Annotated in this window: 17 protein-coding genes; 10 read left to right on the top strand and 7 right to left on the bottom strand. The window is 68.4% G+C overall.

The window, feature by feature from the left end:
* Window positions 1–351: a metallopeptidase family protein gene (locus ACQE3C_RS02570; protein ID WP_434537636.1), complete on the bottom strand. Its 351-nt coding sequence runs from the start codon at window positions 349–351 to the stop codon at window positions 1–3.
* Between the two features lie 211 nt (window positions 352–562).
* Between ACQE3C_RS02570 and ACQE3C_RS02565 the strand changes: the two genes are divergently transcribed.
* The 4 genes from ACQE3C_RS02565 (at window position 563) to ACQE3C_RS02550 (ending at window position 4,183) form a co-directional block, all read left to right on the top strand.
* Entirely contained in the window at window positions 563–1,375 is an 813-nt protein-coding gene (locus ACQE3C_RS02565) for an FGGY family carbohydrate kinase (RefSeq protein ID WP_434537635.1), read from the top strand.
* Entirely contained in the window at window positions 1,372–2,112 is a 741-nt protein-coding gene (locus ACQE3C_RS02560; protein ID WP_434537634.1) for an FGGY-family carbohydrate kinase, read from the top strand. The genes ACQE3C_RS02565 and ACQE3C_RS02560 overlap by 4 nt, the downstream gene beginning before the upstream one ends.
* Window positions 2,113–2,151: 39 nt before the next feature.
* Window positions 2,152–3,213 (top strand): galactitol-1-phosphate 5-dehydrogenase, encoded by a 1,062-nt coding sequence (locus ACQE3C_RS02555; RefSeq protein WP_434537633.1) that lies wholly within the window; start codon window positions 2,152–2,154, stop codon window positions 3,211–3,213.
* Window positions 3,214–3,301: 88 nt separating this feature from the next.
* Window positions 3,302–4,183 carry a sugar-binding transcriptional regulator gene (locus ACQE3C_RS02550; RefSeq protein ID WP_434537632.1) on the top strand — a complete coding sequence of 294 codons (882 nt, stop codon included), beginning with the start codon at window positions 3,302–3,304 and terminating at the stop codon, window positions 4,181–4,183.
* A 13-nt stretch (window positions 4,184–4,196) separates the two neighbouring features.
* Here ACQE3C_RS02550 and ACQE3C_RS02545 read toward each other — a convergent pair whose 3' ends face one another.
* Window positions 4,197–4,838 carry an NAD(P)-dependent oxidoreductase gene (locus tag ACQE3C_RS02545; protein ID WP_434537631.1) on the bottom strand — a complete coding sequence of 214 codons (642 nt, stop codon included), beginning with the start codon at window positions 4,836–4,838 and terminating at the stop codon, window positions 4,197–4,199.
* Between the two features lie 192 nt (window positions 4,839–5,030).
* Here ACQE3C_RS02545 and ACQE3C_RS02540 point away from each other — a divergent pair, with 192 nt between their 5' ends.
* A complete protein-coding gene (locus ACQE3C_RS02540) occupies window positions 5,031–5,996 on the top strand; it encodes a DUF368 domain-containing protein (RefSeq protein WP_434537630.1) in 966 nt (321 codons plus the stop codon).
* Between the two features lie 3 nt (window positions 5,997–5,999).
* Here the strand turns inward: ACQE3C_RS02540 and ACQE3C_RS02535 are convergent, their stop codons facing one another.
* The 5 genes from ACQE3C_RS02535 to ACQE3C_RS02515 form a co-directional block, all read right to left on the bottom strand.
* Window positions 6,000–6,839, bottom strand: a complete 840-nt coding sequence (locus tag ACQE3C_RS02535; RefSeq protein ID WP_434537932.1) for a pseudouridine synthase — start codon at window positions 6,837–6,839, stop codon at window positions 6,000–6,002.
* Window positions 6,840–6,955: 116 nt separating this feature from the next.
* Window positions 6,956–8,038, bottom strand: coding sequence for a DUF2332 family protein (locus tag ACQE3C_RS02530; protein WP_434537629.1), 1,083 nt, complete (start codon window positions 8,036–8,038; stop codon window positions 6,956–6,958).
* Between the two features lie 30 nt (window positions 8,039–8,068).
* Window positions 8,069–8,695 carry an MBL fold metallo-hydrolase gene (locus ACQE3C_RS02525; protein ID WP_434537628.1) on the bottom strand — a complete coding sequence of 209 codons (627 nt, stop codon included), beginning with the start codon at window positions 8,693–8,695 and terminating at the stop codon, window positions 8,069–8,071.
* Window positions 8,692–9,777, bottom strand: coding sequence for an S-(hydroxymethyl)mycothiol dehydrogenase (locus ACQE3C_RS02520; protein WP_434537627.1), 1,086 nt, complete (start codon window positions 9,775–9,777; stop codon window positions 8,692–8,694). Before ACQE3C_RS02520 ends, ACQE3C_RS02525 begins: the two co-directional genes overlap by 4 nt.
* Window positions 9,778–10,017: 240 nt before the next feature.
* Window positions 10,018–11,016: a LacI family DNA-binding transcriptional regulator gene (locus tag ACQE3C_RS02515; protein ID WP_434537626.1), complete on the bottom strand. Its 999-nt coding sequence runs from the start codon at window positions 11,014–11,016 to the stop codon at window positions 10,018–10,020.
* A gap of 191 nt (window positions 11,017–11,207) precedes the next feature.
* On the opposite strand from ACQE3C_RS02515, the gene ACQE3C_RS02510 reads away from it, so the two are divergent.
* From ACQE3C_RS02510 to ACQE3C_RS02490, 5 genes are read left to right on the top strand one after another with little or no spacing between them, the layout of a single operon-like run.
* Entirely contained in the window at window positions 11,208–12,542 is a 1,335-nt protein-coding gene (locus ACQE3C_RS02510; protein WP_434537625.1) for an ABC transporter substrate-binding protein, read from the top strand.
* A 4-nt stretch (window positions 12,543–12,546) separates the two neighbouring features.
* Window positions 12,547–13,545 carry a carbohydrate ABC transporter permease gene (locus tag ACQE3C_RS02505; RefSeq protein ID WP_434537624.1) on the top strand — a complete coding sequence of 333 codons (999 nt, stop codon included), beginning with the start codon at window positions 12,547–12,549 and terminating at the stop codon, window positions 13,543–13,545.
* Complete coding sequence (locus ACQE3C_RS02500) at window positions 13,545–14,372, top strand: carbohydrate ABC transporter permease (protein WP_434537623.1); 828 nt, start codon at window positions 13,545–13,547, stop codon at window positions 14,370–14,372. The genes ACQE3C_RS02505 and ACQE3C_RS02500 overlap by 1 nt, the downstream gene beginning before the upstream one ends.
* Window positions 14,373–14,416: 44 nt before the next feature.
* Window positions 14,417–16,672: a family 43 glycosylhydrolase gene (locus ACQE3C_RS02495; protein ID WP_434537622.1), complete on the top strand. Its 2,256-nt coding sequence runs from the start codon at window positions 14,417–14,419 to the stop codon at window positions 16,670–16,672.
* The gene (locus ACQE3C_RS02490) at window positions 16,669–17,667 is read left to right on the top strand and encodes a glycoside hydrolase family 43 protein (protein ID WP_434537621.1); all 999 of its coding nucleotides are present in this window, start codon (window positions 16,669–16,671) and stop codon (window positions 17,665–17,667) included. The genes ACQE3C_RS02495 and ACQE3C_RS02490 overlap by 4 nt, the downstream gene beginning before the upstream one ends.
* Window positions 17,668–17,680 lie beyond the last annotated feature (13 nt).

The following is a 17,680-nucleotide window of genomic DNA, read 5'->3' as shown; positions in this document are numbered from 1 at the left end:
TCAGGCGTAGCCGAGTTCGTGCAGCCGTTGGTCGTCGATGCCGAAGTGGTGGGCGATCTCGTGGACGACGGTGGTGTGGATCTCGTTGACCAGTTCCTCCATGTTGTCGCACTCGTTGATGTGCGGCTGGCGGAACAACACGATGCGGTCGGGCAGCACCCCGGCGTAGTCGGAGCCCCGCTCAGTCAGGGGGACCCCGTCGTAGTAGCCGTAGAGGTCCTCACAATGCGGTGGTTCGTCCTCGACGAGGACCACACAATTGTCGACCAGCTGGGTCAGCTGCTCAGGGATGGAGTCCAGTGCCTCAGAGACACACTGGTCGAACTCCTCCTCAGTCACCTGCAAAGGCATGTGCACCACCATAGCCCTGTGCCCGGGCAACGGCCAATGGGTCTGGGAAGCCCCGGTTTTCACCCCGTGAAGACCCCTATTTCGCTCATCTGAGCGAAGATCGCACAGGGCGCCCGGAACCCTTGGTGAGCGGGGACCACGCGTCGGATTCTGGTGTCAGGGCAACGGTGCCCGACCCGCCCCGACGGGCGAGGACTGTGAGGAGCAAATCATGGCTGAAGGACCGTACCTGCTGGGCATTGACATGGGCACCGGCGGCGCCCGCGCCGGGGTGTTCGACACCGAGGGCAACGAGCTGGCCTCCGTGGCGACCGAGTGGTCGACCGACTTCCCCCGCTCGGGCCGCGCCGAGCAGAGCCCGAAGGAATGGTGGGAGTGCGTCATCGCCTCCGTCCGCGGTGCAGTCGCCCAGTCGGGCGTGGCCCCGGACGCGATCGTCGGCATCGGCGTCGATTCCACCTCGGCCACCGTCGTCGCGGTGGACAAGAACAACAACGTGCTGCGCCCGGCCCTGCTGTGGATGGACGTGCGGGCCGCCTCGGAGTCGGACACCCTCGCCGCCACCGGTGACCAGGCGCTGCAGTACTCCGGCTTCGGGCCGGTTTCGGCCGAATGGGGCGCACCGAAGTCGATGTGGTTGCGCAACAACGAACCCGAGGTCTTCGAAGAGGCCGCCGTCATCGCCGACTGCACCGACTGGTTGGTCAACAAGCTCACCGGTGAGTGGACGATGTCGATCAACCATGCCGCCTGCAAGTACTTCTACGACTCCGACAACGGTGGATGGCCGACCAGCCTCTATGAGTCGGCCGGTGCCGCCGAGATCCTCGACAAGTTCCCCAAGACCCTGCTGCCGTTGGGCGCCAAGGTGGCCGGGCTGTCGCTGGCCGCCGCCAACGAACTGGGCCTCAAGCGTGGCACCCCGGTCGCCGAGGGCTGTATCGACGCCTACGCCGGGGCCATCGGCCTGGGCGTGGTCGAGCCCGGCAAGATGGCCCTGATCACCGGCTCCAGCCACGGATGATCGGCCAGTCCCGCACCCGGCTGCACGCCAAGGGCCTGTGGGGGTCGTTCACCGACGCCATCATTCCCGGTGAGTACACCGTCGAGGGCGGCCAGTCATCGACCGGTTCGGTGGTGGCCTGGTTCAAGAACAACCTGGCCCCGAAGGCCTGGGCGAAGGCGCAGGAGACCGGCCGTGACCCCTACGACGTGCTCAACGAGGAGGCCGAGAAGATCCAGATCGGCTCCGACGGCCTGGTGCTGCTCGACCACTTCCAGGGCAACCGGGCGCCCTACTCCGATGCCCGCTCCCGCGGTGTCTTCTGGGGCCTGTCGCTCGGCCACACCGAGTTCCACATGTACCGCTCGATCATCGAGGGCATCTGCTTCGGCACCGAGTCGATCTTCCAGACGATGCGCGACAACGGCTACCCGCCCGAGCAGATCGTGGTCTCCGGTGGCCCGGCCAAGTCGGACTTCTGGATGCAGATGCACGCTGACGTCTCGAACGTGCCGATGGTTTTCACCCGCAACACCGAGGGTCCCATCCTCGGCTCGGCCATGATGGGAGGCATGGCAGCCGGCCTGTTCGACGACCTGCCGAGTGCCGCGAAGTCCATGGTGCACACCGTCAAGGAGATCCAGCCCAACGCCGAGGCGCACGCCGACTACCAGTACTACTACCAGGCCTACCTCGACACCTACCCGGCGATGAAGGACCTGATGAACAACATGGTCCGCCACATCGACGGCAACTGACCACACCACCACACGACACACCAACAAGGATTGATCAAGATGACCGAGAAGATGACCGCAGCGGTGATGCACGCCGTGGGTGACATTCGCGTCGAGGAGGTGGACAAGCCCAGCGCCGGCCCCGGCGAAGTGTTGATGCGGGTGGCCTTCTGCGGGGTGTGCGGCTCCGACCTGAGCCGCATGTTCGAGTCCGGCCCCTACAACCTTCCGCTGATCTGCGGCCACGAGTTCTCCGCCTGGATCGAGGAACTAGGTGAAGGGGTCACCGGCCTCGAGGTCGGCGACCTGGTCACCGTGCCGCCGATGCTGCCCTGCTTCGAATGCCCGCCCTGCGTGCAGGGCGAGTTCAGCCTGTGCGAGAACTACGACTACTACGGCTCGCGGCGCGACGGCGCCTACACCGAGTTCGTCGTCGGCCCCGCCCACCTGCTGCTGAAGGTGCCCGGCGACCTCGACCCCCGGGCCGCCGCCATGGTCGACCCCGCCGCGATCTCACTGCACGCCATCTACCGGACGAAGCTGGGCATCGGTGACCGGGTCGCCGTGCTCGGCGGCGGCGGCCCGATCGGGCTGTTCTCGGTGCAGTGGGCCAAGCTCGCCGGTGCCAGTGAAGTGGTGGCCATCGACGTGTCCCCCGAGAAGGCGAAGCTCGCCCTGATCGCCGGGGCCGACCACGCCACCAGCTCGGACGAGGAACTCGAACCGCTGGTCGGCAAGGGCTTCGACGTGGTCATCGAGACCACCGGGGTCGCTGCGGTGGCCGACCAGGCGGTGCGCATCACCGCCCGTCACGGCCAGGTGGTGCTGATCGGCATCCCGCACACCGACGTCGTGCTGAAGGAGAAGACCTGGGCACGGCTGATGCGCTTGGAGATCGACATCCAGGGCTCGTGGAACTCCTTCTCGGCCCCGTTCCCGGGCAAGGAATGGGAGACCACCGTCGCGAAGATGGCCTCCGGTGAGCTCAAGTGGGAGTTCATGATCACCCACAACGAGCCGGTCGACAAAGTGCCCGAACTGATCGGCCAGATGGCCCGCCGCGAGGTCGTCTCGTCCAAGGTGCTGTTCCACCCTGTTCCCCGCGGGGCCGACCAGGGCTGATCGGTGCCGGCCAGGGACTCCGACCGTGACCACCTGCTGCTGCGGGTCTGCCAGTTGCACTTCGAGCAACAGGCTGACCCAGCAGCAGGTGGGTGAACGGCTGCACCTGACCCGCTGGCAGGTGGGCCGACTGCTGAAGGAGGCCCTGGCCAAGGGCATCGTCCGGATCGAGATCGTGCACCCGCGGGCTCGTTCGCACACCCTCGAAACCGACCTCGTCGAGCGTACCGGGCTGCGCGAGGCCATCGTGGTGCCCAGCGACACCGACCCGGCCACGACCCGGCAGGCGGTGGCGCAGGCCGCGGCCGACTACCTGGCCGACCTCACCACCACGCCACGCACGTTGGCCGTGTCCTGGGGCCAGACCATGAGCGAGTTGGCCCGTGCCATCGCACCTTCGTGGGCCGACGGGGTCACCGTCGTCCAGGCCAATGGGGGGCTCAGCCGCCCGGGGCCAGGTGACCCGGCCGCCATCATCACGACCCTGGCCCGGCAGGCCCGGGGCTCGACCCTGTTCCTGCCCGCCCCGGCCGTGGTGGAGTCACCCGAACTGGCCGCCGCACTGCTGCGGGAACCCTCGATCGCCGAGGTGACCGGGGTCGCCCGCGGGGCCGACGTGTTGCTGTTCAGCCTGGGGGCGGTCACCCAGGAGTCGGTGCTGGTGCAGTCGGGCTGCCTGAGCCTGGCCGATGTGACGCACCTGCTGGCCGAGGGTGCGGTGGGTGATGCCGTCGGCCGGTTCATCGGCGCCGACGGGGCGATCGTGTGTCCGCACATCGATGCCCGCAGCGTCGGTCTTCAACTGGCCGACGTCGCGGCCGCGCGGCTGGCCATCGCGGTCGCCGCGGGCAGCGCGAAACACGCTGTCGCCGAGGCCTGTGTGCGCCGCGGGCTGTGCCATGTGCTGGTCACCGATGAGGACACCGCGGTCGAACTGGGGCGGCGCTTCATCGCCGCGCCGATCAGTTAGCCCCTGACCTGCCTCAGCCGTCGACGACGCAGAAGCGGGTGTTGCGGTGGGCCGGGTCCTCGATCTCGTCGAGCACGGCGATCGCCATGGTGCCGGTCGAGGTGCGCGAGTTGCCGGCCTCGTCGGCCAGCAGTTCGTCCTTGCCGAGCCGCACGCCGGCGGCGGGCCCGGGCTCGAACAGGGCACCGGGGGAGATGCCGACCCAGTTCACGCCCTGGATGTCACGCAGGTACTTCAGCTCACGCAGCTGCGCCTGGGGGATCGCGATCCAGGCCTCGGAACCGGGCGATTCGGCGATGTCCTCGACGAACAAGTGGCGGTCCTCGCCCGTGCGAAGGCTGCCCGCGCCCAGGATGAACACCAGGCGCGGCTCCTGCGCGTCCACGGTCTCGACGAGGTGGCGGGCCAGGTCGACATGCTCGAAGGCCTGGTCAGGGGTGGTGCCGAACGCATTGACCACGACATCGAACCCGGCCAGGTCGGCCTGGGTCAGGTCGAACGCATCGCGCTCCAGCACCGCGGCATCGCTGCCGAGCACCTCGGCGGCGCGGTTGGCGTCACGCACGAGTGCGGTGGTCTCATGGCCTCGACGGACGGCCTCGGCGAAGATGTCTCGCCCGGCCTTGCCGGACGCACCGATGATGCCGATTTTCATGTGTTTCTCCTGGCGGGTGTAGGAAGCCAAACGGGTCGAGCCTACCCTGACGTCACACCCGGCCCATTGGCCCAGGGGTGGTGGAGTGGGTAGCACCATGGTCCCTGATTCGCGCTCCCGACCGCAGTCGATGCGGCAATCGGCGGCCGGCCAACCTAGGATCGTTCGGTGACCCTGCCCGAAGGAAGGCCCATGACAGACACCACCACCGTCGTCCAGCGCGACGAGCACTACGCCCACCTCGACGAGCGCGAGTCGCCCGGGGCGTGGCTGATGCGCATGGTCAAGGGCATCCTGGTCGGTATCGGTTTCATCCTGCCCGGGTTGTCCGGCGGGGTGCTGGCGGTCATCTTCCGCATCTACGACCCGATCATCCGGTTCCTTTCCAGACCTTTCCACGAGTTCTGGAAGCAGGTCCGTTACTTCCTGCCGATCGGTATCGGCGCCGGCATCGGCATCCTGCTGTTCTCGATCGTGGTCGAGGCCGCTTTCGGACGATTCGAGGCCCAGTTCATCTGCCTGTTCATCGGCTTCGTGATCGGCACCTTCCCGTCGCTGTTCCGCACCGCCGGTAAGCAGGGACGCACCGGTGTGCACTGGGCGATCATGGTCATCGCCGCCATCGCGATCTTCTTGGTGATGCTGGTCGGTGGTTCCATCGCCCTGAACGTGACCCCGAGCATCCCCGCCTGGTTCGGCTCGGGTGCCCTGATCGGCCTGGGTGTCATCGTGCCCGGCATGAGCCCCTCGAACTTCCTGATCTACTTCGGGCTCTACGACAAGATGGCCGCCGGCATCGCCTCGTTCGACCTGGGCGTGATCATCCCGCTGTTCATCGGCCTGGTCGCCTGCGTGCTGCTGTTCGCCAAGGCCGCCGCCTGGGCCTTCGACCGCCACTACGCCGGCATGTACCACTTCATCCTGGGCATGGTGGTCGGCTCGTCGCTGGCCATCTTCCCGACCGTGGTCTTCCCGGCCTTCGGGGACGAGGGGCTCGCCTCGATGGGGCTGTCGCTGTGGCCCGCGATCCTGTTCGCGGTCGCGCTGCTGGTCGTCGGCGTGGTCGCGTCCTGGCTGTTCAGCAAGGTGGAGGACCGGGTCGGCGAGCAGCGTGAGCACCTCGACAACGAGGCCCCCATCGAGGTCGCCGGCGAGTGAGCCTCACGGCAGCTGCAGTACCCGCCGCGACTCATACCGTCGGGGGCTGCCGTCCACCGGGTCGTCGAACTCGAGCCGGTGGGCCAGCAGCTGCAGTGGGTCGGTGAAGTCGTCCAGGTCACGGTCGAGGTCGACCGGGTACAGCGGGTCGTGGCGGATCGGGATGCCCAACGAGTTCAGGTGCAGCCGCAACTGGTGCGTCCGCCCCGTGTGCGGGCTGAGCCGGTAACGCGCCCACCGGCGTCCCTCGGCATCGAGTGGGCCCACCTCGTCCAGCTCGACCAGGGTGCGGGCATTCGGCTCCCGGTCGGGCAGCTCGACGGCCTGCATGACCCCGCGCTGCTTGTGGATGTGCGACTCGACCACCCGCGGCAGCGCCAGGTCGGGGTCGAACCGGGCCACCGCGGTGTAGGTCTTGGTGACCAGCCGCTGGGCGAACAGGTCCTGGTAGGCGCCGCGCCAGCGCTGTTCGGTGGTCAGCACCAGGACCCCGGCGGTCTGTCGGTCGAGCCGGTGGGCTGGGCCCAGTTCGGGCAGGTCGAGCTGTTCACGCATCCGCACCACCACCGACTGGCGGATGTGCCGGCCGCGGGGAATGGTGGTCAGGAAGTGCGGCTTGTCGACCACCACGATGCGCTCGTCGCGGAACAGCACCTCGATTTCACCGGGCACCTCGGGTTCGTCGCGCAGCTCGCGGTGGAACCAGACGAAGGTGTGCGGGGTGTAGGGCTCCTCACCGGTCAACCGTCGCCCCTGCTGGTCGACGAAGTCACCCCGGACGAGCATGCGTTCCAGCCCCTCGAGCCCGAGCTTGGGGAACCGTTCGCGCAGGTAGGCACCCAGGGTCGGCCACGGCGCCGGGTTGTCGGGGTCACGGTCGGGGGTGCGCATCCACGCGGCCTGCAGCCCGAACCGGGGCGGCAGTGGGGACTTCGGGGGCACCGGCCCAGTCTAGGAGCTCACAGCACCCAGCCGGCGTGCCCGTCGGCCTGGTACAGCGGACGACCGTCCAGCGAGACCACGAACGCCCCGCGCCGCAGCCGCCGGCGGAAGTCGGGTCGGGAGTCGAGGGCCTCAACCACCTGCGGGATGACGTACTGGCCCTCGTTGCACACCCAGCGCAGCTCACCGGCCTTGACCCGGCGCAGCATGTCGGCGGCGAAGGCGGCCCGGGCCGCGGTGGACAGGTAGGCGAGCACCGCCCCGTGGAAGACCACCGGCAGGTAGTCACGCGGCACCAGCCGCAGCACCTCGTCGATCGCCTCGGGGTCGGTGATGTCGTGCCTGAGCACCAGCACCGGGTCGTGGCAGGCCGCATCGATGGCGGCATCCAGGCGGGTCAATCGGTGCGACTGGCCGGGCCAGACCAGGGTCCGGAGCCACTCGGCGTCCTCGGGGTGGGCGGGGTTGAGCGGGTGCTGGTCGACCCCGAGCCGCCACATGATCGGCGGCAGCTCCGGGGGTACCACCACCGGCGGCACCTCGGCGGGGTCGGGGTGGTCGAAATGGTTCTTCACCACCACGGTGATCGCTTCCCGCCCGGCCGGTCCGAACTCGGCGATCGGCACCTGGTCACGCCTGACGTAACGGAACCGCCACCAGTGCGGATGCAGCGCCAGCCCGGCTGAGGCACCGAGCTCGATGAGCGCGAGTTCTCGTCCGGTCTCGGTGGCGACCTGGTGCAGCACCGGTAGCACCACGGCCAACCGCCCGGCCTCATTGGTCTGGGTGTGCCGTTCGGCGGTGATGGTGCGGATCTGCTCCCAGTGGCCCAGCAGTGATGCGCGGAACAGCTCGTACTCACGGTCGCGGGCCACCCGCTGGTGCGGGTCGACCAGGTCGGGGTCGGCCAGGCGGGTGGCGGCGAAGATGAGGTTCGGCTGGCGTTCGCGGCTGGGCAGGGTCTCGATCAGCTCAGCGACCTCCGCGTCCTGGGCGACGCCGGCCGCCCAGGCCTGCAGGACCGCGGAATGGGTGCTGGTCTCGCGCTCGGCGAACCGGGCATACCGTTCGGTGACGTCCTCGGTGTCGGCGGGTTCCATGGGGCCAGCCCCCTTTCGTGCTGGTCGATGTCAGTGGCCGCGGTCGATCCACTCCTGCAGGTGCGGGGCCTCCTCACCGATGGTGGTGGTCTCGCCGTGGCCGGTGTGCACCACGGTCTCGGCAGGCAGCACCAGCAGCTTGCCCGTGATGGACTCAATGATGGTCTCGAAGCTGCTGAAGGAACGCCCCGTTGCGCCGGGGCCGCCCTGGAAGAGCGTGTCACCACTGAACAGCGCACCCAGGGCCGGCACATACAGGCAGCAGGCGCCGGGGGAGTGGCCGGGGGTGTGCAGCACCTGCAGCTTCACCCCGGCCACCTCGATCTCGTCGCCGTCGGCCAGTGACACGTCGGGGCCGACCTCGTGGACGTCGTCCCACAGAATCCGGTCGTCGGGGTGCAGGTAGGTCGGGGCACCGGTCGCCTCGGCCAGCTCGACGGCGGCGACGATGTGGTCGTCGTGGGCGTGGGTCGCCACGATCGCGACCACCTTGCGGTTGCCGACCAGCTCGAGGATGGCGTTGGCGTCATGGGGGGCGTCGATGACCACACATTCGGTGTCGTCACCGACCACCCACACGTTGTTGTCGACGTCCCAGGTGCCCCCGTCGAGGCTGAAGGTGCCCGAGGTGATGGTGTGGTCGATGCGCGCGTTCACAGCACGACCACCGATCGCAGCACTTCACCGCGGCCCATCTTGGCGAAGGCCTCTTCGATGTCGCCGATGCCGATGGTCTCGCTGACGAAGGCATCCAGGTCGAAGCGGCCCTGCTGGTACAGGTCGATCAGCATCGGGAAGTCACGCGAGGGCAGGCAGTCGCCGTACCAGCTCGACTTGAGCGAGCCCCCTCGTCCGAAGACGTCGAGCAGCGGCAGCTCGAGGGTCATCTCGGGGGTCGGCACGCCGACCAGCACCACGCGACCGGCCAGGTCGCGGGCGTAGAAGGCCTGCTTGTAGGTTTCGGGACGACCGACTGCGTCGATGACCACGTCAGCGCCGAAGCCGCCGGTCAGTTCCTGGATCGCCTCGACCGCGTCGCGGTCGGCGGAGTTGACGGTGTGGGTGGCGCCGAATGCCTTGGCTGCCTCGAGCTTGCGGTCGTCGAGGTCGACGGCAATGACGGTGGTGGCCCCGGCGATGGCCGCCCCGGCGATGGCGGCGTTGCCGACCCCGCCGCAGCCGATGACGGCCACGGACTCACCACGGCGCACGGCGCCGGTGTTCACGGCGGCACCGAAGCCGGCCATCACGCCGCAGCCGAGCAGGCCGGCGGCGGTGGCAGGGGCGGCCGGGTCGACCTTGGTGCACTGCCCGGCGGCCACCAGGGTCTTCTCGATGAAGGCGCCGATGCCCAGGGCGGGGGTCAGCTCTGTGCCGTCGGTCAGGGTCATCTTCTGGGTGGCGTTGGCGGTGTTGAAGCAGTACCACGGCTCACCCTTGGCGCAGGCACGGCACTGGCCGCACACGGCGCGCCAGTTCAGGATGACGTAGTCGCCCGGCGCCACCTCGGTGACGCCCTCGCCGACCGCCTCGACCGTGCCGGCGGCCTCGTGGCCGAGCAGGAAGGGGTAGTCGTCGTTGATGCCGCCCTGCTTGTAGTGCAGGTCGGTGTGGCAGACGCCGCAGGCCTGGACCTTCACCACCGCCTCGCCCGGGCCGGGGTCGGGGACGATGATGTCGACGACCTCGACGTCGGCGTCCTTGCTGCGGCTGATGACTCCCTTGACGGTGCTGGGCATCGTTGTCCTCCTGGGGGGTGGTGGCGGTCGCCTGATGGTGCCCAATCTAGGCCGTGACAGGGCTCGTCGTCATCGGGTCCGCGGGTTGTCCACAGGTGAGCCGGGTTGTCCACAGCCTGTGCACAAGGGACTCGTCCCCGCGCTCGCGACCTCGTCCACCCGCCGATGCGCAAGTTCCTGCACAGGCCCATCCCTGCCGGTGTGTCTTCTGGGCAGGAACCTGCGCATCCGCGGTGGCGGCTACCCGCCCGTGCTCTCCCGGACGACGATCTGCCAGGGCACCTGCACGTCCTCGGCCTCGGTGCGGCTGCCGTCGATGCGGGTCAGCAGCAGCCGCAGCACCTCGCTGGTGAGCACGTCCAGGTCGGGGGCGACGGTGGTGAGGGTGGGCGCGGTGTAGGCCGACTCGGCGATGTCGTCGAAGCCCGCCACCGCAATGTCCTCGGGCACCCGAACGCCCGCCTCGCGGCAGGCCTGCAGCGCACCGATGGCCATCAGGTCGTTGAAGGCGAACACCGCATCGGGGGGTTCGGGCAGGGCCAGCAACCTGGCCATCGCCAGTTTGCCCTCGCTGCGCAGGTAGTCACCGACCCCCTCTTCGTACTCGGAGCGCCGCCCGAGGCCGGCTGCCGCCAGCGCCTGGTGGTAGCCCTCCATGCGCACCGAGGCAGTGCCACTGTTCGACAGGCGGCCGATGGCGGCGATCCGGCGGCGCCCGAGCCCGATCAGGTGCTCGGTCATCGCCTTGGCGGCGACCACCGAGTCCACCGAGACGTGGTCATGGTCAGAGGGCACGGCACGTTCACCCAGCAGCACCATCGGGGTGGTGTCAGTGCGGGTGGCGATCTCTTCGGCACTCAGGGCCAGGGGTGAGAAGATCAGCCCGTCGACCTTGCTCGGCTGCACGCCGGCCATCAGCGCCGCCTCGGCCTCGTGGGTCGCGCTGGTCACGTCGAGCAGCAGCAGGTAGCCGGCCTCGGTGGCCGCCTCGGTCAACCGGGCCGCCAACTCGGCGAAGTAGGGCCAGTCGATCTGGGGGATGGCCAGGTTGAGGAAGCCCGATCGTCCGTACTTCAGTTGGCGTGCGGTCAGGTTCGGGCGGTAGTGCAGTTCGGCGATGGCAGCCTCGACCTTGGCCCGGGTCGAGGGCTTCACGTGCGGGCGGTCGTTGATCACGTTGGAGGCCGTCTTGGGGGAGACCCCGGCCAGCAACGCGACGTCGCGCAGGGTCGCTGCCATGCCACCACCCTATCGGGGAAGATCTCGGTTTGGTCACTGTGATTTGCTCCCGTTGTAAAACTTTTACTCCCGTTGTAACTTGGTGTCACAACTTGACCGCGGGGTTCGATGCCGAGCACCGCTGCGCTCCACCACGGCACCGCTGCCGTTGGGCGTGCCTACCCTCCGTTCGTCCCTGAAAGGGAACCTCAATGACCAATTCCCGCACCCCGGCGTTCAGCCGTCGGGGCATCCTCACAACCGGCATGGGCCTGGGAGCCGTTGGCGTGCTCAGTGCCTGTGGCGGCAGCTCGGCCACCGACACCCCCACCGCCACCGGCGACGGCGGCAAGGGCGGCTACGACGGACCCAAGGTCGACCTGGCCTTCTGGAACGGCTTCACCGGCGGCGACGGCGCCTTCATGAAGAAGCTCGTCGACCAGTTCAACGGCGAGTACCCGAACATCGCCGTCTCGATGCGCGTGATGCAGTGGTCGGACTACTACACCACCCTGCCCACCGCGGTCACCGCCGACAAGGGCCCTGACATCGCCGTCATGCACGTCGACTCGGTCGCCACCAACGCCGCCCGCAAGGTCATCCAGCCGCTGGACGACGTGGCCAGCGCGCTGGAACTGTCGGCCGACGACTTCGCCCCCGTGCCCTGGGAAGCCGGCATCTACAACGACGTCCGCTACGCCATCCCGCTGGACGTGCACCCGCTCGGCTTCTTCTACAACAAGACCCTGATGGAGACCGCCGGGCTCGACCCCGACAGCCCGCCGCTCGACCTGGACTCCTACATGGACGCCCTCGACAAGCTCAAGGGCAAGGGCATCCAGGGCCACTGGGCCAGCCCGCACCTGTTCACCGGCGGCCTCAGCATGCAGTCGCTGATCGCCCAGTTCGGCGGCTCGATGTACAGCGAGGGCGCCAAGGAGGCCACCTACAACTCCGAAGAGGGCGTCAAGGCCTTCACCTGGTTCCAGGACCTCATCAAGCAGGGCTACTCCCCGGCCAAGGTCGACCAGGACGCCGACTTCCTGGCCCTGCAGAACGGCCAGAACGCGTTCAACTGGAACGGCATCTGGTCGCTCAACACCCTCGCCGAGAAGACCGACCTGCAGTGGGGTGTCTCGCGCCTGCCCAACATCGGCGGGAAGAACGCCGCCTGGGCCGGCTCGCACCAGTTCGTGCTGCCCACCCAGAAGACCCCCGACGCCAACAAGGACCAGGCCTCGCGCGTGTTCCTCAACTGGATCTCCCAGCACTCCCTCGAGTGGGCCAAGGGCGGCCAGGTGCCGGCCCGCAACTCGGTGCGTGAGTCGGCCGAGTTCCAGGCCCTCACCGGCCAGGCCGAACTCGCCAAGCAGATCGACGACCTGGTCTTCCTGCCCGCCGTGGCCGGTATCGGCGACGCCGGTGCCGAGTTCGACAAGGCCTTCAACGAGATCGTCCTGGGCCAGAAGGACGTGAAGTCGACCCTGGACGGGGCCGTCGAGCGCGCCAACAAGATCCTCGAAGCCAACGTCAAGAAGTACGGCTGAATCGATGAGTGCTGGCCCCGCCACCCGGGCGCGCTCGTCCCAACCCACAGGGACGGGCGCGCCCCGGCGGCGCCGCAGCCACGTGCACGGAAACCCGCTCGTGCCCTGGCTGTTCATGGCGCCGTTCCTGCTGCTGTTCTGCAGCTTCGTGGTCGCACCGGCCGTCTACGGCCTGTGGATCTCGTTGCACGACTGGGACTTCACCCTCGAACGGCGTCCCTGGGTCGGCCTGCAGAACTACGCCGACATCTTCGACCCCGAAGCGGTGATCAGCCAGCCGTTCTGGAACGGCATGAAGAACACCGGCCTGTTCGTGCTGCTCAGCGTGCCCTTCCTGATCAGCCTGCCGCTGGCCCTGGCGCTGCTGCTGAACCGCGAGTTCCCCGGACGAACCTTCTTCCGCGCCACCTTCTTCGCCCCCTACGTGCTGGGGGTGGCCGTGATCGGCGTCATGTGGCGCTACCTGCTCGACGGGCAGTTCGGCTTCGTGAACTATGTGCTGCGCACCGAGATCTCCTGGACCAGTTCCCAACCCTGGGCGTGGGTGTCGCTGGTCGGGGTGACCGTGTGGTGGACGATGGGCTTCAACGCCATCATCTACATGGCCGGCCTGGCCGACATCCCCACCGAGCACTACGAGGCGGCCTCCCTCGACGGCGCCTCCGCCTGGCAGAAGTTCGTCCACATCACGCTGCCGGGCCTTCGTCCGGTGCTGATCTTCATCTTCATCACCACCGTGCTGGCCAGCGCCAACATGTTCGGCCAGTCGTTGCTGATCACCAACGGCGGCCCCACCGAGACGACCCGCACCGTGCTCATGGTGATGACCGACCTCGGCTTCAGCCAGTCCCGCGCGGGTGCGGCGGCAGCCGAGTCCTACATCCTGGCGCTGTTCCTGGCCGTGGTCTCGATCGCGCAGTTCTGGCTGCTGCGTGACCGCGGCGCCGCCCTGGAACGCCGCGCCGCCAAGGCCATCAAGCGCGAACAGAAGGGAGCCCTGTGATGCGGCGCGCCACCCGAAACCCGTTCTTCTGGCTGCTGCTGGTCGCCCTCGCGCTGGTCTTCATCGCCCCGATCGTCTACATGATCCTGACCGCGTTCAAGACCAACGTCGACGCCCAGACCGCGCCACCGTCGCTGCTGCCGCGTGAATGGACGACCCAGGCCTTCACGACCTTGTTCAACGACCCGGGCGCCCCGGTGCTGTCGTGGCTGCTGAACTCGGTGCTGATCGCCTCGATCTTCGCGGTCGTCTCGGTGCTGGTCTGTGCGATGGCCGGCTACGCCGTGGCCCGGATGCAGTTCCCCGGGCGCAACGCGGTGTTCGTGGCGATCATCTCGACGATGTTCATTCCCGGGTTCGTGTTCCTGATGCCGAACTTCGAACTGCTCAGCAAGCTGGGCTGGCTCGACAGCTACCAGGCGCTGATCCTACCCGGCGCCGCCAGTGCCTTCGGCATGTTCTTCATGCGCCAGTTCTTCCTGTCCCTGCCGCACGAGCTGGAGGAATCAGCGCGGCTGGACGGCGCGGGCCCGGTGCGCATCTTCTTCTCGATCATGCTGCCGAACGCCCGCCCGGCCGTGGTGACCCTGCTGGTGCTGCAGTTCCTGGCCAACTGGAACGACTTCCTGTGGCCGCTGTACGTGCTGTTCAGCGAGGACATGCTCACCCTGCCGGTCGGCCTGTCGCGCCTGCAGGGCTCCTACACCATCGACTACCCCGTGGTCATGGCCGGCGCCTCCCTGGCTGCGGTGCCGGTGCTGATCCTGTTCGTGTTCGTCCAGCGCTACGTCATCCAGGGCGTGGCCGCGAGCGGCCTCAAGGGCTGACCCAGATCCCCTCACCACCACCCCTCACCAATTAGGAGACAACGATGTCGACCACCCATCCCCTCCGACTGCGACGCTGGTTCGCGGTTGCCCTGGCCGCCTGCCTGGCCCTGACCCTGGTCACCCCCGCCGGCTCGGCCGAGCCGGGCGGGGCGACCTACACCAACGACATCTCCGCCCCCTATGCCGACACCTACGCCGACCCGGCCGTCATCCAGGGCAAGGACGGCTGGTGGTACACCTACGCGACCGCCGACCCGCTGCGCTCCGGTGGCCCGAGCGTCGTCGGCCACATCAGCCGCACCCGCGACTGGGTGAACTGGGAGTACGTCGGCCCGATCTTCACCGCGGCGAACCGCCCGTCCTACGCCACCGCCAACGCGGGGCTGTGGGCGCCCGACGTGCGTTACATCCAGGGCCGCTACGTCATGTACTTCACCGTCACCGACACCACCCTGAACCCCGGCGGCGACTACGCCATCGGGGTGGCCACCGCCGACGACCCGAAGGGCCCCTGGACCCCGACCGACGAGCCGATCATCGCCCCCCGAGGCCCCGGCAACGGCGACTGGTTCAACACGATCGACCCCAGCGGGTTCACCGACACCGACGGCAACCAGTACCTCTACTGGGGCGGCTACTACGGCGGCACCCACGTCACCCGGGTCAGCGCTGACGGCCTGAGCGTGGTCGGCGAGCCCACCCAGGTCGGCCACTGGGACCGCTACGAGGGCAGCTATGTCGTGGAGCACGACGGTTGGTACTACATGTTCGCCTCCTCGGCGAACTGCTGCGCCGGCCCCTCGACCGGCTACTCGGTCTTCTCCGGTCGTTCGAAGTCGCCCATGGGCCCCTTCCTCGACAAGGAGGGCCGGGACATGAACGCCTCGGTCACCGGCGGCACCCTGGTCGTCACCCAGAACGGGAACAAGTGGATCGGTGCCGGCCACAACGCCATGTTCACCGACGCGGCAGGTCGCGACTGGTTGCTGTACCACGCCATTGACAAGAACAAGCCGTGGCTGAACCAGCCCCACGGCATCAACCGTCGCCCGATGCTGATGGACCCGATCGACTGGATCGACGGCTGGCCGGTCGTCAACGCCGGCTCCGGGCCCTCGGCCACCCCGATGCCGGCACCGGTCACCCAGTCGCTGCTCAGCGCCACCCCGTGGGACCCCGCCGACGGCATCGAGCGGGCCACCCGGGTCAGTGACCCCCAGGGTGGCGACTCGGCCCGTATCAAGGGCACGTCGAACACCTCGAACCTGCCCGCCGGTGACTTCCGGCTGCGCTTCGACCTGTTGTCCGACGAGCCGATGAACATCTTCATCGGCAAGAACAACCAGGTCAAGCTGTTCGTCGACCCGGTCGCCGGCACGCTGGAGGCAAAGGCCGGTGGGGCCTCCGGCACCGACACCCTGCCCACCATGCAGGGCTGGACCAGCGTCATCGTCGAACTCGACAACGGGCGGCTGACCGCCTCGGTCTCGATGGAGGACTTGGCCGACCCGGCCGCGGTCGTCCGGCTCGACCTGGGTCGCTACAGCCTGAACGAGGGACCGGTCCGGTTCATCGGGCAGGGACTGGTCGACAACCTGACCGCCGCCCGCCCGGCCGTCGAGGCGACCCGGCTCGCCCCGCAGCCGCTCGCCGGCCAGGTGCTGTTCACCGACCAGTTCAACGGCACCGACGTCGACCCGTCCTGGACCTGGGTCCGCCCGCAGACCGACACCCGGGTCACCGGCGGCAACCTGGTCTGGCCGCTCAAGGCGGTCGATGTCGTGGGCACCGCCAACACCGGCGCCCTGTTGATGCGCAATGCCCCGACCGGGGATTGGATCGCGACGGTCAAGTTCACCCTCGACCTGGGCAGTGGCACCAACAACCGCAACTTCCAGCAGGCCGGGCTCATCGTCCGCAACACCGACGATGACTTCGCGCGACTCGGGTCGGTTTCGATCTGGGGCACCCGCACCGTCGAATGGGGACGAGAGACCTCGGCGGGGCCCGGGGCGGGCCTGTCCTGGGGCGGGGCGATCGTCGGGCCCAGCAACCCGACCATGTACCTGCGCATCGCCCACCACCAGCAGTCCAACGGTGACCACCTCTACCGGGCGGCCATCAGCCACGACGGGGTGACCTGGACCTGGGGGGCCACCTGGACCTTCGCGGCTGGCACCACCCCGCAGATCGGGCTCTACGCCGGTGGGGGATCGCAGTTCAACACCGCCGCGACCTTCGACTGGTTCACCCTCACCACGGCCAACAGCGCTCCGGGAACCTGGCCGCAACCGTGAGGAAAGCCGTCGTCCCATTCGTCCTGGCGCTGCTGCTCGCGATCGCGGGCTGCAGCGGCCAGGCCGACCCCCAGGACCCAGGAGACACCATGGGCTTCACCAACCCGGTCTACCCGTACAACTTCCCCGACCCGCAGGTCATCGCCGACGGTGAGGGTGGCTACCTGGCCATCGCCACCAACGGCAACGGGATGAACGTGCAGGTGCTGACCAGCCCCGACATGGTCAGCTGGACCCAGGGCAGCGATGCGCTCCCGGCGCTGCCGGGCTGGTCGAGCTCGGGCAAGGTCTGGGCACCGGAGATCATCGAGTGGACCGACGGCAGCTACCGTCTCTACTACACCACCAGGGCCCCCGACCCGGCCTGGCAATGCCTGTCGGTGGCGGTCAGTGACACCGCCGCCGGGCCCTACGTGGACGAATCGTCCGAGCCGCTGATGTGTGAGATCGATGAGGGTGGGTCGATCGACGCGACCCCCTTCATCGACTCCTCGGGCAAGGCCTGGCTCTACTGGAAGAACGACGGCAACGCCATCGGTGTCGACACCTTCATCAAGGTCGCGGCGCTGAGCGCCGACGGGATGAGCGTCACCGGCGAGACCACCAACCTGTTCCAGCAGGACCTGCCGTGGGAGGGCAACCTGGTCGAGGGGCCCGCCCTGGTCGAGATCGACGGCCTGTTCCACATGTTCTACTCGGCCAACGACTACGGCTCCGACCGCTACGCCGTGGGCCACGCGGTCGCCGAGAGCCCCACCGGGCCGTTCACCAAGCACCCCGACCCGGTGCTGGTGACCAACGAGGTCGCCGCCGGCCCCGGCCACAACCAGATGATCAAGGTCGGCGAGCAGTGGTGGATGGTCTACCACGCCTGGTTGCCCGGCGAGGTCGGCAACGAAGCCTTCGGCCGCCAGATGTGGCTGTCGAAGGTCGACTTCGACGGGCGCACCGTCACCGTCCAACCCCCCACCCTCGACCAGCCCACCAAACCCTGACCACCCCACCCAG

Source organism: Aestuariimicrobium sp. Y1814, assembly GCF_050113895.1.
Classification (GTDB): domain Bacteria; phylum Actinomycetota; class Actinomycetes; order Propionibacteriales; family Propionibacteriaceae; genus Aestuariimicrobium.
This window is presented reverse-complemented; position numbering and strand designations above follow the sequence as displayed.

Coding starts and splice junctions, on each gene's coding strand:
- ACQE3C_RS02570 (WP_434537636.1), bottom strand. CDS start 351: ATGCCTTTGCAGGTGACTGAGGAGGAGTTCGACCAGTGTGTCTCTGAG.
- ACQE3C_RS02565 (WP_434537635.1), top strand. CDS start 563: ATGGCTGAAGGACCGTACCTGCTGGGCATTGACATGGGCACCGGCGGC.
- ACQE3C_RS02560 (WP_434537634.1), top strand. CDS start 1,372: ATGATCGGCCAGTCCCGCACCCGGCTGCACGCCAAGGGCCTGTGGGGG.
- ACQE3C_RS02555 (WP_434537633.1), top strand. CDS start 2,152: ATGACCGAGAAGATGACCGCAGCGGTGATGCACGCCGTGGGTGACATT.
- ACQE3C_RS02545 (WP_434537631.1), bottom strand. CDS start 4,838: ATGAAAATCGGCATCATCGGTGCGTCCGGCAAGGCCGGGCGAGACATC.
- ACQE3C_RS02540 (WP_434537630.1), top strand. CDS start 5,031: ATGACAGACACCACCACCGTCGTCCAGCGCGACGAGCACTACGCCCAC.
- ACQE3C_RS02530 (WP_434537629.1), bottom strand. CDS start 8,038: ATGGAACCCGCCGACACCGAGGACGTCACCGAACGGTATGCCCGGTTC.
- ACQE3C_RS02520 (WP_434537627.1), bottom strand. CDS start 9,777: ATGCCCAGCACCGTCAAGGGAGTCATCAGCCGCAGCAAGGACGCCGAC.
- ACQE3C_RS02515 (WP_434537626.1), bottom strand. CDS start 11,016: ATGGCAGCGACCCTGCGCGACGTCGCGTTGCTGGCCGGGGTCTCCCCC.
- ACQE3C_RS02510 (WP_434537625.1), top strand. CDS start 11,208: ATGACCAATTCCCGCACCCCGGCGTTCAGCCGTCGGGGCATCCTCACA.
- ACQE3C_RS02505 (WP_434537624.1), top strand. CDS start 12,547: ATGAGTGCTGGCCCCGCCACCCGGGCGCGCTCGTCCCAACCCACAGGG.
- ACQE3C_RS02500 (WP_434537623.1), top strand. CDS start 13,545: ATGCGGCGCGCCACCCGAAACCCGTTCTTCTGGCTGCTGCTGGTCGCC.
- ACQE3C_RS02495 (WP_434537622.1), top strand. CDS start 14,417: ATGTCGACCACCCATCCCCTCCGACTGCGACGCTGGTTCGCGGTTGCC.